This is a genomic window from Ensifer sp. LC11 (genome assembly GCF_001695835.1).
Taxonomy (GTDB): Bacteria; Pseudomonadota; Alphaproteobacteria; order Rhizobiales; family Rhizobiaceae; genus Ensifer.
The window spans coordinates 59,179-83,228 of sequence record NZ_MBSO01000018.1 but is presented as its reverse complement, the minus strand read 5'-3'; the positions used below and the strand labels follow the sequence as shown (position 1 = coordinate 83,228).

The following is a 24,050-nucleotide window of genomic DNA, read 5'->3' as shown; positions in this document are numbered from 1 at the left end:
AATCAGGCGCTCTCGCGTTCGTCGGCGGGCAGCCCCGGCAGGATCCGCTCGCCCGTCTCCTGGGTGTGATCGACCTCGCGCTTCGGCTTGACCAGCGGTTCGGGCCTCACCGGCCGCGAATGCAGCATGTCGCGACCGGCCGTGATGCCTTCGGCCTCCTGCAGCACAAGCCGCGCCTCGTCGCGCTTGCGGATGTCATCCATGATGGCGATCGCCTCGTCGTCGCCAACCCCGAGCGCTTCGAGTGTCTTGCGGCCGAAGAGCAGGCCGGACTCGAAGGTCTCCCGCAGTTCGTAGTCGACCCCCTTGGCGCGCAGCTCCAGCGTATGCAGGCGGTCGTAGGAGCGGGCGTAGATGCGGGCGTTTGGATACTCCGACTGCACGAGATCAATGATGTGGTCGGTCGTTTCCTTCTTCTGCGTGCACACCGCGACGATCTTGGCCCGTTCGATGCCGGCGGCGCGCAGCACGTCGAGGCGGTTGCCGTCGCCGAAATAGATGCGGAAGCCGAAGGTCGCGGCCTGACGAACACGGGCGGCGGAATGGTCGATGATCGTCACGTCACGGCCACCGGCAAGCAGGATTTGCGCGGCGATCTGCCCGAAGCGGGAAAAGCCGATCATCAGAACGTCGGCATTGGCGCCGTCGAAATCTTCCTCGATCTCCTCGTCCATCTCGTCCTGCTCGCGCATCAGCTTTCCGGCTAGCATGGAGGCAATCGGCGTCAGCGCCATCGACAAGGTCACTATCGCCACGAGCAGCGAGGCGTCGCCACCCGAGAAGACGCCGGCGGTGGCCGCTGCCGTAAACAGCACGAAGCCGAATTCGCCGCCCTGCGGCAAAAGCAGGCTGATGCGCACCGCGTCGTTGTGGTGCGATCCCGTGAGCCGGCAGAGCCAGTAGAGCACCAGGCTTTTCAAGGCCATCAGGAGCGGCACGGCTATGATGATCAACTGGTAGCGCTCGACGATGACATCGAGCTCCAGCGACAGTCCGACGGCCATGAAAAACAGCGCCTGCAGGATACCGCGAAACGGCTCAATATCGGCCTCGAGTTCGTGGCGATAGGAGGATTCCGCAAGCAGAACGCCTGCGAGGAATGCTCCCATGGCCATGGACAGGCCGGCGAGCTGCATCATGGTCGCCGCGCCCATGACGACAAGCAGTGCGGCGGCGATCATGACGTCGCGGGCGCCCGTGCGGGCAATAATCTGGAACAGCGGGTTCACGAGGTAGCGGCCGGCGGCGAAGAGAACGACGATCGCCGTGGTGGCGATCGCGAAATCCTCGAGCGGTGGGGTGGTGTCTTCAGGGGCCTGCAGCGCCATGAGCGGGATCAAGGCAAGCAAGGGGACGATCGCCAGATCCTGGAGCAGGAGGATCGAGAAGGCGCGCTGCCCGTAGCGCGTGTTGCGGTCGTTGCCTTCGTCGAGGATCTGCATGGCAAAGGCCGTCGACGACAGTGCCAGGCCGAAGCCGGCGATGATGCTGCCGCCATGCCCGAGAAGCCCGAGCGCATAGATGATGTAGGACAGCAGGATGCCGGTAATCAGCACCTGCGCCGTGCCAAGGCCGAAAATGTCGCGCCGCATCTGCCAGAGGCGTGAGGGCTTGAGTTCGAGGCCGATGATGAACAGCAGGAAGACGACGCCGAGTTCCGAGACGTGCAGGATCTGCTCGCCTTCGGTAATGCTTTGGGCGACCGGGCCGATCAATATGCCGGCGGAGAGGTAACCGAGGATCGTGCCGAGGCCGAGCCGCTTGAAGATGGGGGCGGCAATGACCGCCCCGCCGAGCAGCATCAGGGCCTGGGAATAGATGATCGGTGTCGTTGCCATGCCTCAGGCTTTCACTATTGCAGCACCGGGCTCCTCACGGGAGCTTCGAGAGCGCTTCATTTGCGGTGTTTGAGCGGGAATCAGGCCGATGCCCTTGATGCCTGCTTCGCCGCACAATAAATGGGGCAGGAATGAAAGGCCACACCATGTCAGACACGATCGATTCTGCCGACCTCGAAAAACGCGCTTCCGAACTCGTGGACCTCGCCCGCAAGGCTGGCGCCGACGCCGCCGACGCGGTGGTGGTGCGCGGGCGCTCGCGCTCGGTCTCCGTCCGCCTCGGCAAGGTCGAAGCGACGGAAGCCTCCGAAAGCGACGATTTCTCGCTCCGGGTTTTCGTTGGCCGGCGCGTTGCCAGCGTCTCGGCCAATCCGGGCTTTGACCTGACGCTGCTCGCCGAACGCGCCGTTGCCATGGCCAAGGCCTCGCCGGAGGACCCATTTGCGTCGCTCGCGGATGCCGGCCGGCTGGCGAGGTCCTATCCGGACCTCGATCTTTTCGACCCGACAGCCGTTTCCACAGAGACCTTGACCGAAGCCGCACTCGCTGCGGAAGAGGCAGCGCTTGCGGTTTCGGGGGTCACCAACTCCAGCGGTGCCGGCGCCTCCGCCGGCATGGGCGGCCTGGTGCTTGTCACCTCGCATGGCTTTTCCGGTTCCTACATGGCCACGCGTTTCGGCTGCTCCGTCAGCGCCATCGCCGGCGAGGGCACCAAGATGGAGCGCGACTACGATTTCGACAGTCGCCTCTACTTCGCAGACCTGAGGGCCGCCGATGAGATCGGTCGCGTTGCCGGCGAGCGTGCGGTTGCCCGCATCAATCCGCGCCAGGTATCGACCGCCAAGAACGTCACCGTCGTCTTCGATCCGCGCATGGCCCGTGGTTTCGTCGGGCATTTGGCCGGGGCCATCAACGGTGCCGCTGTCGCGCGCAAGACGAGCTTCCTGCGTGACATGATGGGCAAGCAGATCCTGAAGTCGGGCCTTTCGGTGACGGACGACCCGCTGGTCGTGCGCGGCTCCTCCTCGCGCCCCTTCGACGGCGAAGGCGTCAGCGGCGAAAAGCTTGTCATGGTCGAGGACGGCGTGCTCAACCATTGGTTCCTTTCGAGCTCGGCCGCGGCGGAGCTTGGGCTCGAAACCAACGGCCGCGGTGTTCGCGGCGGTCCGACCGTCAACCCGGCCTCGACCAATCTGGCACTCGAACCGGGATCGATTTCGCGTGACGATCTGATCCGCAGTGTCGGGACCGGCTTCTACGTCACCGAGCTGATCGGCCAGGGCGTCAACATGGTGACCGGTGAATATAGCCGCGGCGCCTCCGGCTTCTGGATCGAGAACGGCGAACTGACCTTCGCCGTCTCCGAGGTCACGATCGCCTCCAATCTCAAGGAGATGTTCATGGCGCTGACGCCCGCCGATGACATCGACCGCAAGTTCGGCGTTGCTGCGCCAACACTCGCCATCGAGGGCATGACGCTCGCCGGCATCTAGAGAGACCAGGAAAAAGCGCGAAGGATCCGCGCTGATCCCGCTCTCGTGCTATGGAGCGGCGGGCTGACGGAGTTTTGAATGTCTGAAACTGCACCATCGGGCGCGGATTGGACGGCGGATCTTGAGTTGATCCGCGCCGCCGCGGTCGTGGCCGGCGAAACGGCGCTTGGCTATTTTCGCAAAGGCCCTGACGTTCGCTGGAAGAACGAAGGCCGCTCGCCGGTGAGCGAAGCGGACCTGGCGGCCAACGATGTGCTGAAGACGCGGCTGCTTGCAGCCAGACCCGACTATGGCTGGCTGTCGGAAGAGACCGACGACGATCAGAGCCGGCTTTCCCGCGACACGGTCTTCGTCGTCGATCCGATCGACGGAACCCGCGCCTTCATCGCCGGCAAGGAGCTCTGGTGTGTCAGCGTCGCTGTCGTTCACCGTGGCCAGCCGGTCGCCGGCATCCTCTACGCCCCGGCGCTAGATGAGCTCTTCGAGGCGGGCGCGGGAAGGGCTGCGCTGCGAAACGGCACGCCGATCTCCGTGCGTGAGGCGAAAGCCGGAGAGACGCTGCATCTTGCGGCTGCCGAAGATACGATCGGCAAGTTCGCCCCTGCCTATCGCAGCGCCGTGGCGCGCGTGCCGCATGTGCCGTCGCTTGCCTATCGCCTGGCGATGGTGGCGGACGGGCGGATCGATGGCACGCTGGTGAAAAGGAACTCGCATGACTGGGATCTGGCGGCCGCCGATCTCATTCTCGCTGAGGCGGGCGGCGCCCTTGTCGATCTCGATGGGAAGGCTCTGTCCTACAATCGTTCAACGGTCATCCACGGTGTCCTCTGCGCGGCCGCAAGACCGCTGTTGCCGGGCCTGATTGCCGCCTCGAGGTCACTGGAGCCCCATTGACCTTTAAGGCCGAATGCCTCAAATCAACGCCCACACCCAAATAAGAAAAAGTGGAATTCCGATGGCTCACGACACCGAGAAAAAACAACGTCTGCATCTCGTCTTCGGCGGCGAACTCACCACGCTGACGGATGTGCATTTCCGCGATCTGGACAAGCTCGATATCGTCGGCATTTACCCGGACTACGAAAGCGCCCTTTCTGCCTGGAAATCCAAGGCGCAGATGACCGTCGATAACGCACATATGCGTTACTTCATCGTCCACATGCACCGTCTGCTCGATCCGGAAAACGGCTGATGCCAGTGCGGTCGGGATGCGCGGCGCATACCCGCGCGTCGGTCCCCCTTGAGTTTCCCTGGGCCGGGATGGCTGGGCAAGGTGTCTCGTCATGAGCAGCTTTCGCGCGCGTCTGGCGCTCTCCAGCTACCGCTGGATCGGCTCGGCTATCTACCCATTGGTCTGGTCCTACCTTGCCATCCGCGCCGCGAAGGGCAAGGAGGACCCGGCCCGCCGCCGTGAGCGTTATGGTCATGCCAGCGCACCGCGGCCTCAGGGGCCGCTCGTCTGGTTCCACGCTGCAAGCGTCGGCGAGACGAATGCGGTCATCCCGCTGATCAAGGAAATCCGCAGACGCGGCATCCACGTCGTCCTGACCACGGGAACGATGACATCGGCGCGCGTCGTTGCCGAGCGTCTCGGGACAACCGTTATCCACCAATACGTCCCGCTCGATTTCAAGCCGGCTGTCAGCCGCTTCCTGAGCTACTGGGAGCCGGATCTGGCAATCATCGCCGAGTCCGAAATCTGGCCGATGACGATCCTGGAGCTCGGCCGTCGCCACATTCCACAGGTTCTGGTGAATGGCCGCCTGTCCGATCGGACCTTCGCCCGCTGGAAGCGGCGACCGGCGCTCGCCGACGCTCTGTTTGAGAACCTGGCGCTGGTCATCGCCCAGTCCGATGTCGACGCGGAACGCTTTCGCACGCTCGGCGCCCTGCCGGTGATGGTCTCGGGTAACCTCAAGGTCGATACCGATGCACCGCCGCATGATCCGCAGGCGCTTCGGGAGTATCGCCAGCAGATTGGTACACGCAAGACCTGGGCGGCGATCTCGACCTTCGAAGGCGAAGAGAATGCCGCCGGCGTCGTGCACCGCGCGCTGAAGGAACGCACCGGCCTTCTGACGATCATCGTGCCGCGACATCCGGACCGCAGCGATGCCATCGAAGCCGCGCTGACGGCAAAGGGACTGAAGGTCGCGCGCCGTACGCGGCGCGATCCGCTGACGCCGGATGTCGATATCTTCCTCGGCGACACGATCGGCGAAATGGGTCTCTATCTTCGCCTGACGGAAGTCGCCTTTGTCGGCCGTTCGCTGTTTGCCGAAGGCGGCCAGAACCCGCTGGAGCCGGCGATGCTCGGCTGCGCGGTCCTGTCTGGCGGCAACGTCCAGAATTTCCGCGAGACCTATCAGACGCTTGCGAAAAACGGCAGCGCCAAGATCGTGCGCGATGTCGAGATGCTGGCCAAGGGCGTCAACTATCTGCTCGCCAACGACGACATGCGTCGCTCGATGATCGATGCCGGCCTTGAAACCGTGCAAGAGATGCGCGGCGCGCTATCGGCGACGATGAAGGGGCTTGAGCCCTATATCAATCCGCTGATCGTCAAGGCACGCCTCAATCCGCCGACCGAAAGCTGACACAGCAGGAAGCGAAAGCCCATCCATGACCGCAGCCAAAGCCATCGCCGGTATTCTGTTCGACAAGGACGGAACCCTGCTCGACTACGCCAAAAGCTGGGTGCCGGTGAACTACGAGCTGGCGCGGATCGCGGCGAGGGGTGATGAGACCCTGGCCCGAGCGCTGCTGAAAGCCGGCGGCATGGATGCCGACAGCGGCCATGTTCTGCCTGATAGCCTGCTTGCCGCCGGCAACACGGTCGAGATCGCGACTGGCTTTGTTGGCGCGGGCGCGCCGTTCACCGTCGCCGAGCTGACGACGCTATTGGACGGCCTTTTTGCGCGCTCGGCGGAGTATGCGGTGCCCGTCACCGATCTCGGCGCCTTTTTCGCAGGGCTGCATGCCAAGGGCTATCGTCTCGGCGTTGCCTCCAGCGACAATGAAAAATCGATCCGCGAGACCGCAAGGCGTTTCGGCTTTGATGGCTACCTGCACTATGTGGCAGGCTATGACAGCGGCTATGGCGTCAAGCCGGAGCCGGGCATGGTGCTCGGCTTTTGTGCCGCCACCGGGCTTGAACCGCGCCAGGTCGTCGTCGTCGGCGACAACAACCACGATATGCACATGGGGCGCAGCGCCGGCGTCGGCATGACGGTCGCGGTGCTGACCGGAACCGGTTCGCGCCAGTCGCTTGCCGCCGCCTCCGACCATTGCCTTGCCGACATCACCGAGCTTGAGGCTGTCCTCTAGGGCAAATCTGGGCACGGGTACCCCTGTCCTCCCTCCATAGCTGCGCGGTGCAGCGGCCGATAGACGTGTCTGCCAAGGCTGCAACCGCATCCATAGCTTGCGTTTTTTCGCGTTCTGACGTTTTTTGTGGCGGTTCGCCGGGTTCACCTCGGCGTCCGCAAGCAACCGTCCCTCCCGGAGAGGAAGGACTTTAGCGGCCGGGAGGCCACGGAAGGAAGATGGTATCGGAAGCGCCGCCATTCTGGTGGACCAAGGCGGATTGGCGTGCTCGTGCGTTGTGGCCATTTTCATGGGTCTACGGACGCATTGCCGGCATGCGCATGGATCGCGCCCACCGGGCATCGGTTCCCGTACCGGTCATCTGCATCGGCAACTTCACTGTCGGCGGCGCCGGCAAGACGCCGACCGCAATCGCGCTTGCCCGCGCCATCCGCCAGAAGGGGTTGAAGCCAGGCTTCCTAAGCCGTGGTTACGGCGGCTCGCTCGACGTGACGACGGTCGTGGATATCGAGCATCACCGGGCCCGCGATGTCGGCGATGAACCGCTGCTTCTCGCGCGCGAGGCGCTGACGGTGGTCTGTCGCCGCCGCGTCGATGGCGCCCGCCGTCTGGTCAAGGAAGGCGTCGACATCATCCTCATGGACGACGGCTTCCAGAGTGCGCGGCTTGCTTTTGATTTTGCGCTGCTGGTGATCGATTCGCGCCGTGGCATCGGCAACGGCTATCTGGTGCCGGCGGGCCCGGTGCGCGCGCCGCTTGCCAACCAGCTGCGTCACGCCACGGCGTTGCTCAAGATCGGCGGCGGCGTCGAAGCCGACGCCTTGATCCGCCGGGCCGCGCGGGCCGGCAAGCAGATCTACGAGGCGGATGTCGTGAGACGGGACGACGGATCGTTGAGGGGTGTCAAGGTTCTTGCCTGGGCCGGTATCGCCGATCCCGAGAAGTTCTATCGCACCGTGCGCGAGACCGGCGCCGTGATCGAGGAAACCCGCAGCTTTCCCGACCATCATCATTTTTCCGACGACGAGATCGGCGACCTGCTCGATCGAGCATCCGCCCTGGGGTGCACGCTGGTCACCACGGCCAAGGACATGGTTCGCCTGGAACCCGGCCATGGACGCGCAGCGGAGCTTGCCTCGGCAAGCAGGGTGATCGAAATCGACATACGCTTCGATGACCCGACGGCGCCCAAGAAAATTATCGAGACGGCACTTGCCGTCGCGCGTGGTCGCAAGCTGCGCGAGGGCGCGGGCAAGTAATCACTCCATCGGCGAGGGAAAGGAAACCGGGCTGAGCCTAGCGACGCTGGTTCGGCAGCGCGCCGGCGCGTTTTTCCGCTTCCAGCGAGGCTTCCGCATCGATGTAGGCCTCCTGTCGCGCAACACTCCAATAGCGCAACTCGTCGACAGGAATGGTCTTGCCGGTCATCGCACAGACCACATGCGAGCCGGCAAGCACGATCTGGAAGTCGCCGTCGAGATAACGGATCTTCGCTTCGCGCGATGTGTTTCCTTCAAACCGGTTCATCATGCTCGGCGCCTACTTCCGTCGTCCTTTTGCGTGTCTCTCTGGTCTAGCTTGCGACCGCGCAAAATGCCAGCCGCATTTCATGCGGTCGGATCCGATCAGCTTCTGCCGAACAGCCGCTCGATGTCGGAAAGCTTGAGTTCGATATAGGTCGGCCGGCCGTGATTGCATTGGCCGGAGCCGGGCGTTGCCTCCATCTGCCTGAGCAGCGCGTTCATTTCCTCGGTGCGCATGCGGCGGCCGGAACGAACCGAGCCATGGCAGGCCATCGTCGCGGCCAGATATTCGAGCCGGCTCGTCAGTCCGTTTGCCGTATCCCATTCGGCAAGCTCGTCGGCAAGCTGGCGCACAAGGCCGACGGCGTCCATTTCGCCGAGCATGGCCGGCGTTTCGCGCACCGCGATCGCGCCCGGGCCGAAACGTTCGATGGCGAGGCCGAGGCGAGAAAACTCCGCAGCGTGTGCAATCAGCCGGTCGCAATCATCCTCGGCAAGATCGACGATTTCCGGGATCAGCAGTGCCTGGGCGGCGACCGGTCGCGAATGCAGCGCGGTGCGCATGGCCTCGAAGACCAACCGTTCGTGCGCCGCGTGTTGATCGACGATGACCAGGCCGTCATTGGTTTGGGCGACGATATAGTTTTCGTGGAGCTGTGCCCTGACCGCGCCCAGCGGGAAGGACTGCGGCGCCGGTGCCTCCGGTGCTGCGACGGGCGCTTCCCGCTCGAGCGGGGTGGCGGTGCGCGCCGAGGGCGCCGAAAAGGCCGCGAAGCTTGCCTGCGGCGTTTCCTCGAGGCCCCGCAGCATCGCGTCGAATTGCGTCGGCCGGGAAGGGGATGTCTCGGCAGTCCAGGGCTGCGGGCGATAACTGCCGGAGCGAAAGGCCTGCATCATGCCGCGCGCGCCGGTCGTCGCGGCGCGGTCGCCTTCCCGCGTCAGTGCCTCGCGGATCGCGCCGATGATCAGCCCGCGGATGAGGCCGGGGTCGCGGAAGCGCACGTCGGATTTGGCCGGATGCACGTTGACGTCGACGAGGGCCGGGTCGAGTGTGATCGACAGCACCGCCACCGGGTAGCGCCCGCTCGGGATCGTTTCGGAATAGGCGGCGCGGATCGCCGATAGCAAGACCTTGTCCTGCACGGGACGCCCGTTGACGAAGACATATTGCTGCAGCGAATTGCCGCGATTGTAGGTCGGCACACCGGCAAAGCCGGTGAGTTCAACGTCTTCGCGCGCCGCATCGATCTCGATGGCGTTGTCGCGAAAGTCTTTGCCGAGCACCTGAGCCATGCGCGCCAGGCGATCCTCGCCGGTGGCCGGGAACTCAAGCGTGGAGCGGTCGCTGCCGGAAAGTACGAAGCGAACCGCCGGGAACGCGATCGCCATGCGGCGCACGACTTCCGAGATCGCTGCCGCTTCGGCCTTCTCGGTCTTCATGAATTTGAGACGCGCAGGCGTCGCAAAGAAGAGATCGCGGACCTCGACGACGGTGCCGGTGTTGGCTGGCGACGGGCGGACCGGGTCGGTCTTGCCGCCGGTAACCGCGATGACAGCGCCTTCGCCGGCCCCGGCCGTCCGCGTCGTGATCGACAGCCGGGCGACCGAGCCGATCGAGGGTAGCGCCTCGCCGCGGAAGCCGAGCGTGCGGATGTCGAAGAGGCTGTCGTCGAGCTTCGATGTGCAGTGCCTGCGTACGGCCAGCTCGAGGTCAAGCGGCGTCATGCCCGAGCCGTTGTCGGTCACGCGCAGCAGCGTCTTGCCGCCGCCGGCGGTCGCGATCTCTATACGGGTCGCACCGGCGTCGAGCGCGTTCTCGATCAGCTCCTTGGCGGCGCTGGCGGGGCGTTCGATCACTTCGCCGGCGGCGATCTGGTTGATGAGTGTCTCTGAAAGCTGCTTGATGGCCATGCCCTATTTTCCGGGATTCGCTTGGGAAACGGAAGGGGGGATGACGTGTCGTCCCCGGCCTCTCTGTCTTCTGGCTGCTGCGCCGGAAAAATGAGCGAGGGTTTAATCGGCCCTTAACACTCTGCTGCGATTTTCCACAACAACCTGAATGATCACGGGTTTTGTCTTTTGAGCATTGCGACGTAGCTGGACGCCGTACTCCCTCCGCTCGAAGAGACGCCTGCCAAGGCCATCCCAGCATGTCCCGAAATGAAACCGCCGCTACAGCGTCGCGTGTCTTACCGGACGCGCTACGCACGCTGTAGCACTTTGATTGGCTGCATGTTTCATCCTCAAATCGGAGACGATTGAAACAAACATGCAGTAGGCGAGTGAGGACAGTGCGATGAACGATGGGGCGTCGAACGGCGCGGACATCAACAGGGTCATTCTTGAGTCGAGTTGCGACGCACTCGGCATCGCTATGCTTGTCTGCAGCCGGGACGATACGATTCTTTTCGCCAGCCGCACGATGCTGCAGTATTTCCCGGTTCCCTCGGAAATCCTGATGCCCGGCACGCGGCTCAGGGATTTTCTTGGCGCCGTGTACGACACCGGCGTTCGCCCGGGCACCGTTCCGGAAAGCAGCCGGCGGCGTACCAATCGTGAGGAGTGGATTGCCGAACACATGGCGCTGCATTGGCGCGAGCGCTATGAGAGCATCGAGCGTGCCGGTCGTACGCGCTGGGTTTCGATGCGCAAGCGCCGCCTGTCGAGCGGCATGGGCATACTCTCGATCATCGATGTCTCCGATCAGAAGAAGCGCGACGAACAACTGCAGACGGATCTGGAACGCGTCGAACTGACCGAGCAGATTCTCGACGCCCAACCCAATCCCATCTGCGTCAAGGACCGAAACCTCAACTACATCGCGGTCAACAAGGCGTTCTGCCTGATCCACGATCAGCCACAGGATGCCATCCTCGGCCGCTCGGCCTGGGATCTCGTCGAAAGCGAGTTGGCCGAGCGCTTCGAGCAGTCGGATCGCCTGGTGCTTGAAACCGGCAAACCGCATTCGCAGGCTGAGCACATCGTGCGCGCCGATGGCAGCGATCTCTGGGTACTGACGCGCAAGTATCGCGTCGGCATGCCTGGCCGCCATTTCGTCGTCAGCTGCATGAACGACGTGACCGATATCGCTGTCTGGTATCAAAACAGCGGGGAGCCTTCACTGGAGGGCGGCCTGCAGATCCGCGATTACAGTATCTTTGCGGCAGCGCAGAATTTCTACGATCCGTTCCGGGCGCTCAATGTCCAACAACTTGTCGAGGCGGGGTCGATGATCGAGACCTTGCCTGCGCGCGGCCTGCGCGTGCTGCTCGCGACGGCTGACCGATTGCTGGAAGAGCGGCTTGTCACCCGCCTGCGTGGATCAGGTCTCGATGCCTGCGCCGTTCGCGATGCCAACGAACTCGATGCCTTTTGCCTTGCCGTCGATGAGGCGGGTCTGAAGCTTGATATCCTGTTGCTCGACACCGCCTTTCCGGAGCGGCAAAAAATCGGTTCCACCTGGCGGGATAGCCCTATCGTTCCGGTTTCTGCCGAACAGGACGGTGCTGCCGTGCTTACGGAAGTCTTCCGCGTCTGCTCAGAGCGCGGGAGCGTTGCGGCGCCGCTGCAATCGGAATGGTCGCTATCGTTCGAGGCCGAGGAGATTGCTCCTCCGCCGCCGGCATCACAGGTCGATGTACTCGTTGCCGAGGACAACCAGATCAATCAATTCGTCTTCACCCAGATCCTCGAAGGGCTCGGCGTTTCGCACCGGATCGCCGCCAACGGCCGTGAAGCCGTCGAACTCTGGCACGAATTGCAGCCTTCTCTCGTGCTCATGGATGTGTCGATGCCCGTTATGAACGGCTTTGACGCAACCGTTGCCATACGATCGGCCGAAAAGGCGCGGGGACAGAAAACGCCGATCATCGGGGTCACCGCCCAGGCGCTGGAAATCGACCTTCAGCAGTGCAAGGCGTCGGGCATGGACGACCACATCATGAAGCCGGTGAGCCCGGATATGATCGAGGCGGTCTTGAGAAAATTCATGCCGGTAAAGGCAATACGCACGGCAGGTTGAGCGAAGGGCGTGTCAACTCGCTAGAATTGGGGAGGCCAGTGGCAGATCTTGGAGCGGCGCGATATCGGATTGTTAACCGCCGATTGCGATCGTCTGCACCGAATTGCCGCTAAAGTGTAGAGCCTCATCCGTATGCATTGCGCCTTCCTCGTTGCCCAAGCCCCGGCCGTGTCGGAACGGTGCCGCCGGTCCGCGCCGTGGCATGGGCATTTGCGGGGGGCAAGGCTCTCCTTGCATGCGCCGTGGCAAACCGGTGGAGGACGGCGATGATGATCGCGGAGACACCCCTTCACCCTATCGGCCACGAGATACCAGCGCTGAGGGCCGACATCGACCCGTTGACGGGGCTCGGCAATGCCCGTTGCCTGCGCCAAACCGTCATTGATCTGGCGAAGGAACGCGCCAGCGACCCCGCCCCCTTCACGATCGGCCTTGCCAATATCGATGGTTTCAAGCCGATCAACGATTTGTTCGGACCGGCGGCCGGCGACGAAATTCTCTGCCAGGTGGCCTATCGGCTGCAGGCCTGTGCGCCCGAGGGCGCAACAATCATTCGTTCCGAAAACGATGAATTCGCCTTCGTCCTGCCGCTCGTCTTCGAGCGCAAGGGCGCCGAGAAGATCGGCCAGATGCTGAAGGAGGTGCTGTCGGCGCCCTTCGACCTCGGCGATCGCCATGTGCGCCTTTCAGCCTCCTTCGGTTTCGCCGTCTATCCCTTTGCCGGCGAAGTGTTCGACGACCTCTTGAAAAGCGCCGACACGGCGCTCTATCGCTCCAAGCGGCGCGGCCGCGGACAGATCACCGTCTATTCGCAGGAAATCGCCCAGGAGATGAAGCGCGCCACGCAGCTGGAACAGGCGTTGCGCAACGCGATCATTGCCAATGAAGTCGACGTGCATTTCCAGCCGATCGTCGACCTGCGCAATGATGCCGTCGTCGGCTTCGAGGCCCTGGCGCGCTGGTGCGATGCCGATCTCGGCTATGTCTCTCCGGCCGTCTTCGTGCCGCTCGCCGAGGAGCGCGGGTTCATCGATTCTCTGGCTGAGGTCCTGTTGCGCAAGGCAGCTCACGCAGCGCTTTCCTGGCCGAAGGAACTCTTCCTGTCCTTCAACTTGTCTTCGGCGCAGCTCATGGACCCGGCCACCAGCCGCCGCCTGCTGTCGATTATCAGCCAGATCGGACTCGACCCGCGCCGCCTGGAGCTGGAGATCACCGAGACGGCAGTCATGGCCGACGCGGATATCGCCCAGAAGATCGTCTCGGAACTGCGCGCCGCCGGCGTGCGCGTCTCGCTCGATGATTTCGGCACCGGTCAGTCGAGCCTTGGCCGGCTGCGGGACTTCTCCTTCGACAAGGTCAAGATTGACCGCGCCTTCGTCTCGCGAATCTCGGCTGATCGGGCTTCGGAACACATCATCAAGGCGATCGTCTCGATGTGCGAGGGGCTTGAGCTCGAGGTCGTCGCCGAAGGCATCGAGGATTTTTCCGAGGCCTTGAAGCTGAAGGCGCTCGGCTGCGGCCTGGGGCAGGGCTATTTCTATGGAAAGCCAGCCGACGCGGTGGCGACGATGCGCTATCTCGCCGACCGCTATCGCGACCTTCCGGGGCAGCCTGATCGGGCCTAAGCTTCGCTTTCCGACAAGGCGGCGCGGTCACGCCGCCCTTCTTCCAGCAGCCAGTCACGCACCCGTTTCGCCTGGGCGTTGAGCTCGCGCGAGCGCGGCCAGACGACATAGAAGGCCAGCCCCGTCTTAAGCACATGTCGGGCGACCGGAACCAGGGCTCCGGAGCGGATCTGCGGGTAGATCAGGTGTTCCCAGCCGAGCGCCACGCCTTCGCCCGCCAAAACCGCCTGGATCACCAGCACATAGTCGTTGATCGAGAGACGCCGCGCCTGTTTCGGATAGCTAAGGCCGGCGCTCGCAAACCATTCGGTCCAGTCACAGGCGCGCCGAACCGGCTCTTCGAGGTGAATGAGATTGTGCCGCGGCAGATCGGCAGCTGTCTGCGGCAGCCCATGTTGCTCTATATAGGCGGGTGTCGCGACGGCATTGATGACTTCTTCGGCCAAAAGGGCAGCGTGATACCGTGGCCAATGGCTGGGGTCGCCGCCGCGGATGCCAAGCGGGATCGGTTCCTCCTCGAGGTCGAGATCGCGCACGCTGGTCTGGATCCTGAGGTCGATCTCCGGCAGGTCCTCGCGCATGCGGTTGAGGCGGGGCAGCATCCACATCGAGGCAAAAGCGGTTGACGCCGCCAGCGTCACATTGGTTTCGCGGCCCTTGGCGCGGATATCTTCGGCCGATTTCTGGATCCGCGACAGCCCGACTGACACGTCAGCATGGAATTTTTCACCCGCCTCGGTCAGTTCGACGGCCCGATGCACGCGATGAAACAGCGGCACGCCCAGCTGTTCTTCAAGGCCGCGAATGGCGTAGGAGACCGCGGCCTGGGTCATGCCGAGCTCGTTGGCGGCGCGGGTGAAGTTCTGGTGGCGACCGGCGGCCTCGAAGACGACGAGGCTTGCGGCGGAGGGAAGCAGGCGGCGTAGATTTTCCATAAATCAAGCTTATCGCATGGCTCGAATTTTTCCAGCGTTACAGCGGGATTATTCGCCCATAGCATCATCCTGAGTGATGGGAGGATGCGCGATGGATACGGCATTGGCAGCAGGTGAGGCGGCACCGAGACGGACGCGAGGTTCAAGGCCGCATCGGCGCGAAGGCTCCGGCCGAAGCCTTGGCGTTCCCTTTATTGTCCGCAACATTCCGACCTACGACATTCTCGGCGAGGAAAGCCTGCTTCGGATCGAGGCGGTCGCCGACCGGATCCTGGCCGAAGTCGGTATCGAATTTCGCGACGACCCTGAAGTGCTCGACCATTGGAGGCGGGCCGGCGCCAAGGTCGACGGCGTGCGGGTGACCTTCGAGCCCGGCATGCTGAAGGAGATCGTCGCCTCGGCGCCGCGGCAGTTCACCCAGCACGCGCGCAACCCGGCGCGCAGCGTCGAGATCGGCGGCAACAACGTCGTCTTTTCGCCCGCCTACGGCTCCCCCTTCGTCATGGACCTCGACAAGGGCCGGCGCTACGGCACGATCGAGGACTTCCGCAACCTGATCAAGCTGGCGCAGTCGAGCCCCTGGCTGCACCATTCCGGCGGCACGATCTGCGAGCCGGTCGACGTTCCGGTCAACAAGCGCCACCTCGACATGGTCTATAGTCACATCAAGTATTCCGACCGCGCCTTCATGGGCTCGATCACGGCGGAAGAGCGGGCGGAAGATTCGATCGAGATGACGCGCATCCTCTTCGGCCGCGATTTTGTCGACCGCAACTGCGTCATCCTCGGCAATGTCAACGTCAACTCGCCGCTCGTCTGGGACGGGACGATGACGAAATCGCTGCGCGCCTATGCGCGGGCGAACCAGGCGGCGGTCATCGTGCCCTTCATTCTCGGCGGCGCCATGGGGCCGGTCACGAATGCCGGTGCGATTGCCCAATCCTATGCCGAGACGCTCGCCGGCTGCGCGCTGACCCAGCTTGAACGCAAGGGGGCGCCGGTCATCTTCGGGAACTTCCTGTCTTCGATGTCGCTGCGCTCGGGCTCGCCGACCTTCGGCACGCCGGAGCCGGCGATCGGCAGCATGGTCGTCGGCCAGCTCGCGCGCCGGCTCGGACTGCCGCTGCGCTGTGCCGGCAATTTCTCCAACTCCAAGCTGCCCGATGCGCAGGCGATGCAGGAAGGCGCGATGTCGATGTTGTCGGCGGTCCATTGCGGCGCGAACTTCATCTTGCACTCGGCCGGTTTCGTCGACGGGCTTCTCGCCATGTCCTACGAGAAGTTCGTGATGGACACGGACTTTTGCGGCGCGCTGCATTCCTACCTTGCCGGCGTCGTCGTCGACGACAACACGCTGGCCATGGACGCTTTCCTGCAGGTTGGGCCCGGCAGCCATTTCCTCGGCTGCGACCATACGATGCGCAACTACCAGACCGCCTTCTGGGATTCAGCCCTTTCCGACAACGAGCCCTTCGAGAAATGGGTCGAAGAGGGCGAGACGGACATGGCGACCCGCGCCAACCGCGCCTGGAAGAAGACGCTTGCCGAATACGAAGTGCCGCCTTTGGATGTGGCGGTCGACGAGGCGCTGGTCGACTATGTCACACGCCGCAAGGAGAGCATGGCGGATGCCTGGTACTGATGAAACGGCCCCGATCCGTCGCGGACCCGCTATCGCTCCGAAACCCTGACGCCAGCTTCGACATGTTCCGCATCGGCGACGCCATTGCCAGCCGCAACATCCACGCCGGGATCTATGATGCCTTGCGCTTTGGGATGCTCGTCTGAACGACAGCGCCACGCGCCTTATCAGGCGCGCAAACGTCGGTTTAGCACTGTGAATTGTCGCATGTTTTTGTCCTTTAATCGGCTGCGGTCAAAGGAAACATGCAGGAGCGAAAGCGGCGGTGCCAGGCACCGCCGCTCGTTGGAAGGCGTACTGAACAGCTTAAGAGCAATTCCCGGAAATGTGTGAAACGGTGTTCCGTTCGCACTTGCGTCATCCAAAGTTACTGCTGCGGCTGTTCGGTACCTTGCTGCATCGGCTGGGCCGGTACAGTCGTCGTGGTCGAAGAGGTCGTCGAGGTGTCAACCGGCTGGTTGGCGATCTGCTCGGCCACCTGCTGCGCCTTTGTCTTGAACTCCGGGGCCGCCTTCAGTGTGTCGGCGGTTTCCGTTGTCGTCAGTTTCAGGTCGTCGGTGTTCGGCTGTTCGGCGATCGTGATGCGATCAAACGGGACCGCAACGTTCTTTTCGCCGATACCCAGGAAGCCACCGACGCCGATCACAGCCGCCTCAACGGCGCCATCCTTCTTGATGATCAGGTCGTTGATCTCGCCGATGCTCTCGTCACCGGCATTGTAGACGGTCTGGCCCATATAGGTGCTGGCTGCGATCTGGTCGCTCGCCTGCTCGGTCAGATAGGTCGCGTCCGACGTGGCGACAGCACCCGGCGCTTCCTCGCTGATCGGCGGCTTGGTCTGAGCCTGATCGGCAGGCGCTTCGCTACCTGGAACCGGCTGCATGGTCTGCGGCTGATCCATCGGCTTGGTCGCATCCTGCGCGAAAGACACCGGGGCGACAGCGAGGCCTACGAGAAGCGCGCCCGCCGCGACGGTTGTTGCGAGTTTCTTGGTCATGTCAAACTGCCTTTCCTTGACGTTGTCGATCAAGGCGCGGGTCTGGCCCTTTCCGCCAGGTACCGCACCGGTGATACGGTCTCAACGCCCGGAATCAGGAACGGTTCCGAAAAAACAGTCAAAAAATTCAGAGGGAAGGGCGTGCCCACGTTCAATGGGGCGTCGCTCCGGGAAAGTGTTGGCGAAGATCTATGTTTTCTGGAGAAATTTACTATCTGCTTCAATATATGTATTTTAGTAGTTTATAATAGTCTTCCGCTCGTTCATGAATTCTTGATTGTTCGTATTGATACTTGGGGAATGGCAGGAAATAGCGTGCAGCTTCTTCATCCTGTTATTCTGGATGGTCTCACGATGTTTCTGCCGCGGCGTTTTCTTTCGGTCTCCCTGCTTTCGGCTCTGGCGATGGCCGGCCTCGTTTCGATCGAGCGCAATCTCTTCGGCGTGTACTATTTCTCGGAGCGGGCGCCACAGGTCGAGCTCTACAATCTCTGGCATGCCTGGATCGCGCTGAGCCTCTCGCTTGCGGCCGTCCAGGGCTTTACCCGCGATGCCGCGGGGCTCGGGGCGCCGGTGCTGCGCCTGGCATCGCGCCGTGAGCTTGGGATCTGCATCGTGACGTGGGCGCTCGCTACGCTCATGGCGGTGGTTTTCGTCATCGATCCGGTCGACTTCAGCCTTCTGGCACGCGAAGACAGCCTGATCGAGTGGGTGTCGGCTCTGCTGATCTTCATCGCCAGCGGGTTCTTTGCGGCCGTTGTCGCCGGCCAGCTGCGCGCCGCCCGCCGCGGGGCGGGGCGTTCGGCCTGGATCGCCGCGGGTGCTGCAGCTCTTCTGGCCGCCGGCTTCTTCGTGATCGGGATGGAGGAGATATCCTGGATGCAGCGCGTCTTCGGCTTTGCCACGCCGGAAGGATTGCTGGTCCTCAACAAGCAGCAGGAGTTGAACCTGCACAACATCTCCACCGGCCTCTCGGAACTGCTCTACTATACCGGCAGTTTCCTTCTCTTGACGCTCGCGCCGTTCATCTGGCTGTACCTGCGCAAGGGCATCAGCTTTGGTCGGCTCGACGCCTTCGCGCCGAGTGTGCTGGTGCTTGCGGCAAGCGCCCCGATGGCCGCCTTCAACAGCGACAACTGGAGCATGCTGCCGACGCAGATGATGGTGATCATGACCGTGATCATGCTGCTGGCGATCGCGGATATGGCACTGAGGGCGGGCCACTGGCGCGAATTCATTGTGCTGACGGCTGGCGCCATTCTGATCGTCGCCATCCAGGAACTGTTCATCCTGCAGGCGTGGCAACTCGTGCGTCTCTGGGACCCGACCGAATACAAGGAGCTCTTTATCGCTCTCGGCCTTGCGATGTATGGTGTCGAGACTTGGTCCCGGCTGCGCTTTCCGGCGGCAAACGTCTCGGCGGCGGCTGGCGGCACCCCCAATGAAAATACCCCGCCAGGCGACGGGGTATCGGAGCTTTCTGAAAATCAGCGCTCGCAGGCGGCTTAAAGCCGTCAGAGCGCCGTGGGCTCATATGAACGCACCAGGGGACGCTCTCGCACCTTCATTCTAGAGCGTCGTTCCGCCTCGTGATTCCACTTGAGAGCCGGATGCTCTAGTGGCTTTCGCGCAGGACCTCGCTGCCGCTGCCGCCGACGAGGAAGTCGAGATCCGCGCCCTTGTCAGCTTGCAGTACGGTGTCCTGATAGAGCTTGTAGTAGCCGCGCGTCCATTTCTGCGGCGGCGCCTGCCAGGCGGCCATGCGCGACTGGAATTCTTCGTCGCTGATCATCAGGTTGAGTTCACCCTTCATCGCGTCCAGGCGGATGCGGTCGCCGGTCTTGACGATCGCAAGCGGTCCTCCGGCATTCGATTCCGGGCTGACGTGCAGGACGACGGTGCCGAAGGCCGTACCCGACATGCGGGCGTCCGACACGCGCACCATGTCGCGCACGCCCTTTTCGACGAGGCGACGCGGGATCGGCATGTTGCCGACTTCGGCCATGCCCGGGTAGCCCTTCGGTCCACAGCCCTTGAGCACGAGGATGGTATCCTCGGTCACCGGCAGGTCCGGGTCGTCGATCTTTGCCTTCAGCTCCTCGATGGTCTCGAACACATAGGCGGGGCCCTCGTGAACCAGCAGATGCTCGCTCGCGGCCGAAGGCTTGATGACGGCGCCGTTCGGCGCAAGATTGCCCTTGAGCACCCGGATGCCTGCGGCAGCCCGAAGCGGATTGTCGAGCGGGCGGATGACGTCGTCGTTGTAGACCTCGGCGTCTTCCCAGTATTTGCTGATCGGTACGCCGAAGACCGTCGGCGCATCGGCGTGCAGCAGGTGCTGGATGCGGTTCATGACCGCCGGCAGGCCGCCGGCATAGGCGAGGTCTTCGATCAGATACTTGCCCGATGGCATACAGTTGACGATGCAGGGCACCTGTCCACCGACGCGATCGAAATCTTCAAGCTTGAGGTCGACGCCGGCGCGGCCGGCAATGGCCAGCATGTGCACGACGGCGTTGGTCGAACCGCCGACGGCGGCATTGGCGATGATGCCGTTCTCGAAGTTCTTCCTCGTCAGCAGCTTCGATAGCCGCAGGTCTTCGTGCACCATTTCGACGATGCGTTTGCCCGTCATGTGCGACAGCGCCATGCGGCGGGCATCGACGGCGGGCAGGGCAGCATTGGTCGGCAGAGACAGGCCCATTGCCTCAACGATCGAGGCCATCGTGGTGGCGGTACCCATTGTCATGCACACGCCCGGTGAGCGCGACATGCCGCTTTCGGCGGCCATGAACTCCTGCATGCTCATATCACCGGCGCGTACGGCTTCGGAAAATTTCCAGACGTCCGTGCCGGAGCCAATGTCCTTGCCCTTCCACTTGCCGTTCAGCATCGGGCCGGAGGAAACAACGATCGTCGGCAGGTCGACGGAGGCCGCCCCCATGAGCTGGCCGGGGGTCGTCTTGTCGCAGCCGCCGAGCAGCACCACGCCGTCGATGCCATAGGCGCGGATCGCCTCTTCGACATCCATCGCGAGCAGGTTGCGAAACAGCATTGCCGTCGGTCGCATCTGCGTCTCGCCGAGCGAAGATACCGGGAACTCGACCGGAAAACCACCGGCCTCCCAGACGCCGCGCTTTACGCCTTCTGCCAGAATGCGCAGGTGGCTGTTGCAGGGCGTCAACTCCGACCAGGTGTTACAGATACCGATGATCGGACGACCGTCGAAGACGTGATCAGGAAAGCCCTGGTTCTTCATCCAGGAGCGGTGGATAAATCCATCCTTGTCGGTGCCGCCGTACCAGTGGCGGCTGCGCAGTTCTTTTTTCTTGTCGCTCATGCGAGCACTCCCTCTCCATGCGATTCATCGCTTGGATTAATTGTATGACTTTTTCTTGGCGTTGCGCCAGTGCTGTCGTTCATCAGAGCCGGAATGCCGGCTCGAAGCGTCCCTTGACCGTGATGCCGAGTTCAAACGTCTTTCCGGCGTGCGGGTCGGCCGCCCGCGTTGCGTCGTCCAGGTCCTGCCAGGCCGACGTCACCAGCATGCGGTCGGCCTTCGGTCCGATGAAGGCCGTGCAGCTCGGTTGCGTCGTCGGGACGGCATAGCGTGCGATCCGCGCACCATCAGGGCGGTATACGTCGACCGTGCCGCTGCCCCAGCGGGCGTTCCAGATCAGGCCATCGGCATCGCACACCGAGCCGTCGATGCCGCCGGCTTCGCCGCTGCCGTCGACGAGCAGGCTTGGTTCACCCTTCGGCAGCCCCGTCTCGGCATCGATGTCGACGCGCATCAGGTGGTTGACGTCGGTATCGACGAAATAGGCGACGCTACCGTCAGGTGAAAAGCAGATGCTGTTGGGAATGGTGATGCTGTCGTAGAGTTTCGTCACCTTGGTGCCGGCCACGTGATAGATCGCGCCGGCGCCCTTCTCGGCACTGCGGCCCATGGTGCCGATCCACAGCGAACCGGACGCATGGACGCGGCCGTCGTTGGAACGATTGCCGGGCTTGTCCTTGAGCGTGACAAGCAGGCTGGATGCACCGGTCCGCGTATCGCGGACAAACAGCCCCTGGTCGGTCGCGATCAGTTGCCGGGCCGGGTCGATGACGGCCAGCACGCTGCCGAGGAAGGGCAGGGCATGCACGGTCTTGCGCCCGCTTTCGAGGTGCAGCTCGTGCAGCTTCTGGCCCTTGATGTTGAACCACCAGGCGGTGCCGGTGGCCGGGTCATAGGTTGGGCCTTCCCCGAGGAGCGAGGTCTCCTCGCAAAGGATGCTGCCGGAAAAGGGAATGGTATCGCTCATCATCGTGCTCCGTAGACGGCGTCATAGGCCTTGACGGTTGCGACCGCGCGCTCGCGGACTTCGGCAGCGCTCATGCCAGGCTTGTAGAGGCTCGAGCCGAGACCGAAGCTGCGGATGCCGGCCTTGGCGTAATCGCCGAAGTTCGCATCGGAAACCCCGCCGACGGCGGCGATCTCCAGTTCCGGCGGCAGGATGGCGCGGATGGCGGTGATACCCGATGGCCCAAGCACGCTTGCCGGGAAGAATTTGAGACCGGTCGCACCGGCGGCCGCCGCCGAGAGCGCCTCTGTCGGCGTCAGCACCCCGGGCATGGTGACCATGCCCTTGCTTGCCGCAAGCGAGATGACCACCGGTTCGACATTCGGGCTCACCATCAGTCGGCCGCCGACATCGGCGAGCTGTTCGACCTGTGCTGTGGTCAGCACCGTGCCGGCGCCGATGAGGCAGCCCTCGGGTGCCATCTTTACGGCCGTCTCGATCGAGCGGAACGGATCGGGCGAATTCAGCGGGATCTCGATGGCGGAGAAGCCGGTCTCGATCAGCGCACCGACGACGCCTTCGGTTTCCTCCGGCTTGAGGCCGCGCAGGATTGCGATCAGCGGATATTTCATCGGCGGAAAGGGGATGCGGTTCATGGGAGTGTCTTTCGTTCAAAGGGGCCAGATGGCCTGAGCGGCAGTCGACAGACCGGTGCGCACAGCCGCATCGGCATCGACGATGGCAAGAGGGCAATCGAGGCTTTCGAGCGCTGCCTGATAGAGTGTGCCGAGTGATCCGGAGGCAACCAGGCAGATGCTGTCGATTGTCTCGGCCGCCGTTGCCAGTGCGCCGGCGATTTCGAGACCGATCAGCGTGCCGGACAGCAACGCCTTGGCATCGGTGGCACTTGCCCCATGCAGCAGCTGTCCGGCGCGCGCGCCAAACAGCAAGCTGGTTCCAAGCGCCGAATTGGTCCGCGCTTCGGCAACTGCCGCCGCAAAGGCGGGATGATCGCCGGAAAAAATGTGCGCGTCCGCGATCGAGTGGCTGAGGATCGAGTGCTTCGAGATCACATCGAACAGTTCGCCGGTCATGAAGGTGGCAAAACCGCTGACAGCGCCGTCTTCGAGCCGAACCCACTTGCTGTGGGTTCCCGGCATGCAAACGAGGTGCCGACCGCGGCCGAGTTCAGCAGCTGCGCCAAGCAACTGGGTTTCCTCGCCGCGCATCACGTCCGGATGCCGTTTGTCGCGTTGTGCAAGACCCGGCAGGATGCGGATATCGCGGTCGAGATCCGGAACGGCAACGGCGTGGGAGGCGATGTCGGAAAGCGCCGCCGGGGTGTCGAGATAGCCGGCCTCGACCCACCCCTGTTTGGCCCCCGCCATGCCGCAGATGATCGCGGGCAGATGGCTTGGCGCATCGACGGCGGCAAGATGCCGCTCCAGGATCGCATGGAAGCCGGTCTTGTTGGCTGTGGTCATGCCTTCGCCGCTGCGGCGTTCGGCGAGCACCGAGCCATCCTCGCCGATGATCCACAGCCGGAAACTCGTGGTTCCCCAGTCGACTGCGGCATAATAGGCTGCCGTCATCAAAGTGCGCCTCCATCGATGATCATTGTTTGCGCGGTCATGCCCAACGAGCATTCCGACGCGAGGTACAGGCAGGGGCCGACGAGGTCGTCCTCAGTCAGGCTGCGTTTCAGGCATTGCCTTTCCTGCATGCCGGCAATTGCTTCGTCACTGAGCCACAGCCGTTTCTGCCGTTCGGTGACGATCATGCCAGGCAGGATCGCGTTGACGCGGATATTGTCGGGGCCGAGCTTGCCGGCGAGCGATTTGGTGAGGCCGACTATTCCGGCCTTGGCGGTCGCGTAGGCCGGGATCTCGGCCATGTTGAGCAGAAAGGCGATCGACGAGAAATTGACGATCGAGCCGCCGCCAGCCCGACGCATATGCGGTGCAACCGCCTGGCTCATGAAGAAGAAATGGCGCAGATTGACGGCCTGGCTCTCATCCCAGCTTGCTTCCGTTACCGCTTCCATTGCCTCGCGGTCGTCGCGCGCGGCATTATTGACGAGCACATGGATCGCGCCGAGCGACGCTGCGGCGGTCTCTGCGGCTCTTTGTACCGCTTCGACGTTGCGCAGGTCGGCGAGAATGAAATGCGGTGCGGCACCGGTTTCCTCGCCAAGCCTTTCGGCAAGTGCGACGCTCGCCTGCTCGTCGATATCGACGAAGGCAACGCGTGCGCCTTGATGGGCGAAGCTCTCGACCAGCGCAGCGCCGATACCGGAGCCGCCGCCGGTAACCAACACACAGCGGTCCCTCAAATCGTGAAACTGTGCTCTAGGCACCGGCATT

The 24,050-nt window shown here is 63.2% G+C and carries 21 protein-coding genes; 11 read left to right on the top strand and 10 right to left on the bottom strand.

The window, feature by feature from the left end; genetic code table 11:
* Window positions 1-2 precede the first annotated feature (2 nt).
* A complete protein-coding gene (locus tag BBX50_RS14535) occupies window positions 3-1,838 on the bottom strand; it encodes a monovalent cation:proton antiporter-2 (CPA2) family protein (RefSeq protein ID WP_065776037.1) in 1,836 nt (611 codons plus the stop codon).
* A gap of 146 nt (window positions 1,839-1,984) precedes the next feature.
* On the opposite strand from BBX50_RS14535, the gene BBX50_RS14530 reads away from it, so the two are divergent.
* From BBX50_RS14530 to lpxK, 6 genes are all read left to right on the top strand, one after another.
* Entirely contained in the window at window positions 1,985-3,331 is a 1,347-nt protein-coding gene (locus BBX50_RS14530) for a TldD/PmbA family protein (RefSeq protein WP_065776036.1), read from the top strand.
* Between the two features lie 78 nt (window positions 3,332-3,409).
* Entirely contained in the window at window positions 3,410-4,225 is an 816-nt protein-coding gene (locus BBX50_RS14525; protein WP_065776035.1) for a 3'(2'),5'-bisphosphate nucleotidase CysQ, read from the top strand.
* A 61-nt stretch (window positions 4,226-4,286) separates the two neighbouring features.
* Window positions 4,287-4,523, top strand: a complete 237-nt coding sequence (locus BBX50_RS14520) for a DUF4170 domain-containing protein (RefSeq protein WP_065776034.1) — start codon at window positions 4,287-4,289, stop codon at window positions 4,521-4,523.
* Between the two features lie 91 nt (window positions 4,524-4,614).
* Window positions 4,615-5,928, top strand: coding sequence for a lipid IV(A) 3-deoxy-D-manno-octulosonic acid transferase (gene waaA, locus BBX50_RS14515; RefSeq protein ID WP_065776033.1), 1,314 nt, complete (start codon window positions 4,615-4,617; stop codon window positions 5,926-5,928).
* A gap of 25 nt (window positions 5,929-5,953) precedes the next feature.
* Entirely contained in the window at window positions 5,954-6,658 is a 705-nt protein-coding gene (locus BBX50_RS14510) for an HAD family hydrolase (RefSeq protein WP_065776032.1), read from the top strand.
* 218 nt (window positions 6,659-6,876) lie between these two features.
* Window positions 6,877-7,917: a tetraacyldisaccharide 4'-kinase gene (gene lpxK / locus BBX50_RS14505; RefSeq protein ID WP_065776031.1), complete on the top strand. Its 1,041-nt coding sequence runs from the start codon at window positions 6,877-6,879 to the stop codon at window positions 7,915-7,917.
* 37 nt (window positions 7,918-7,954) lie between these two features.
* Here the strand turns inward: lpxK and BBX50_RS14500 are convergent, their stop codons facing one another.
* Together BBX50_RS14500 and mutL are read right to left on the bottom strand one after the other, a co-directional pair.
* A complete protein-coding gene (locus BBX50_RS14500; protein WP_065776030.1) occupies window positions 7,955-8,188 on the bottom strand; it encodes a DUF2093 domain-containing protein in 234 nt (77 codons plus the stop codon).
* Window positions 8,189-8,283: 95 nt separating this feature from the next.
* Window positions 8,284-10,092 (bottom strand): DNA mismatch repair endonuclease MutL, encoded by a 1,809-nt coding sequence (mutL, locus tag BBX50_RS14495; protein WP_065776029.1) that lies wholly within the window; start codon window positions 10,090-10,092, stop codon window positions 8,284-8,286.
* Window positions 10,093-10,477: 385 nt separating this feature from the next.
* Between mutL and BBX50_RS14490 the strand changes: the two genes are divergently transcribed.
* Entirely contained in the window at window positions 10,478-12,202 is a 1,725-nt protein-coding gene (locus BBX50_RS14490; RefSeq protein WP_065776028.1) for a response regulator, read from the top strand.
* A 269-nt stretch (window positions 12,203-12,471) separates the two neighbouring features.
* A complete protein-coding gene (locus BBX50_RS14485; protein ID WP_065776053.1) occupies window positions 12,472-13,827 on the top strand; it encodes an EAL domain-containing protein in 1,356 nt (451 codons plus the stop codon).
* On the opposite strand, the gene BBX50_RS14480 is transcribed toward BBX50_RS14485, so the two are convergent.
* Entirely contained in the window at window positions 13,824-14,762 is a 939-nt protein-coding gene (locus BBX50_RS14480) for a LysR substrate-binding domain-containing protein (protein WP_065776027.1), read from the bottom strand. The genes BBX50_RS14485 and BBX50_RS14480 overlap by 4 nt on opposite strands.
* Before the next feature lie 91 nt (window positions 14,763-14,853).
* On the opposite strand from BBX50_RS14480, the gene BBX50_RS14475 reads away from it, so the two are divergent.
* Window positions 14,854-16,404, top strand: coding sequence for a trimethylamine methyltransferase family protein (locus BBX50_RS14475; RefSeq protein ID WP_065776026.1), 1,551 nt, complete (start codon window positions 14,854-14,856; stop codon window positions 16,402-16,404).
* The gene (locus BBX50_RS30275) at window positions 16,404-16,550 is read left to right on the top strand and encodes a hypothetical protein (RefSeq protein WP_161490874.1); all 147 of its coding nucleotides are present in this window, start codon (window positions 16,404-16,406) and stop codon (window positions 16,548-16,550) included. Before BBX50_RS14475 ends, BBX50_RS30275 begins: the two co-directional genes overlap by 1 nt.
* A 221-nt stretch (window positions 16,551-16,771) precedes the next feature.
* On the opposite strand, the gene BBX50_RS14470 is transcribed toward BBX50_RS30275, so the two are convergent.
* The gene (locus tag BBX50_RS14470; RefSeq protein WP_065776052.1) at window positions 16,772-17,401 is read right to left on the bottom strand and encodes a PRC-barrel domain-containing protein; all 630 of its coding nucleotides are present in this window, start codon (window positions 17,399-17,401) and stop codon (window positions 16,772-16,774) included.
* A 315-nt stretch (window positions 17,402-17,716) separates the two neighbouring features.
* Between BBX50_RS14470 and BBX50_RS14465 the strand changes: the two genes are divergently transcribed.
* Window positions 17,717-18,910: a hypothetical protein gene (locus BBX50_RS14465; RefSeq protein WP_065776025.1), complete on the top strand. Its 1,194-nt coding sequence runs from the start codon at window positions 17,717-17,719 to the stop codon at window positions 18,908-18,910.
* Between the two features lie 106 nt (window positions 18,911-19,016).
* On the opposite strand, the gene BBX50_RS14460 is transcribed toward BBX50_RS14465, so the two are convergent.
* From BBX50_RS14460 to BBX50_RS14440, 5 genes are all read right to left on the bottom strand, one after another.
* Window positions 19,017-20,741 carry an IlvD/Edd family dehydratase gene (locus tag BBX50_RS14460; RefSeq protein WP_065776024.1) on the bottom strand — a complete coding sequence of 575 codons (1,725 nt, stop codon included), beginning with the start codon at window positions 20,739-20,741 and terminating at the stop codon, window positions 19,017-19,019.
* An 82-nt stretch (window positions 20,742-20,823) separates the two neighbouring features.
* Window positions 20,824-21,708, bottom strand: coding sequence for an SMP-30/gluconolactonase/LRE family protein (locus BBX50_RS14455; protein ID WP_065776023.1), 885 nt, complete (start codon window positions 21,706-21,708; stop codon window positions 20,824-20,826).
* The gene (locus tag BBX50_RS14450) at window positions 21,708-22,343 is read right to left on the bottom strand and encodes a 2-dehydro-3-deoxy-6-phosphogalactonate aldolase (RefSeq protein ID WP_065776022.1); all 636 of its coding nucleotides are present in this window, start codon (window positions 22,341-22,343) and stop codon (window positions 21,708-21,710) included. Before BBX50_RS14450 ends, BBX50_RS14455 begins: the two co-directional genes overlap by 1 nt.
* Window positions 22,344-22,358: 15 nt before the next feature.
* On the bottom strand, window positions 22,359-23,279 hold the full coding sequence (locus BBX50_RS14445; protein ID WP_065776021.1) for a 2-dehydro-3-deoxygalactonokinase: 921 nt from the start codon (window positions 23,277-23,279) through the stop codon (window positions 22,359-22,361).
* Entirely contained in the window at window positions 23,279-24,049 is a 771-nt protein-coding gene (locus BBX50_RS14440) for an SDR family oxidoreductase (RefSeq protein WP_065776020.1), read from the bottom strand. Before BBX50_RS14440 ends, BBX50_RS14445 begins: the two co-directional genes overlap by 1 nt.
* Window position 24,050: the final 1 nt, after the last annotated feature.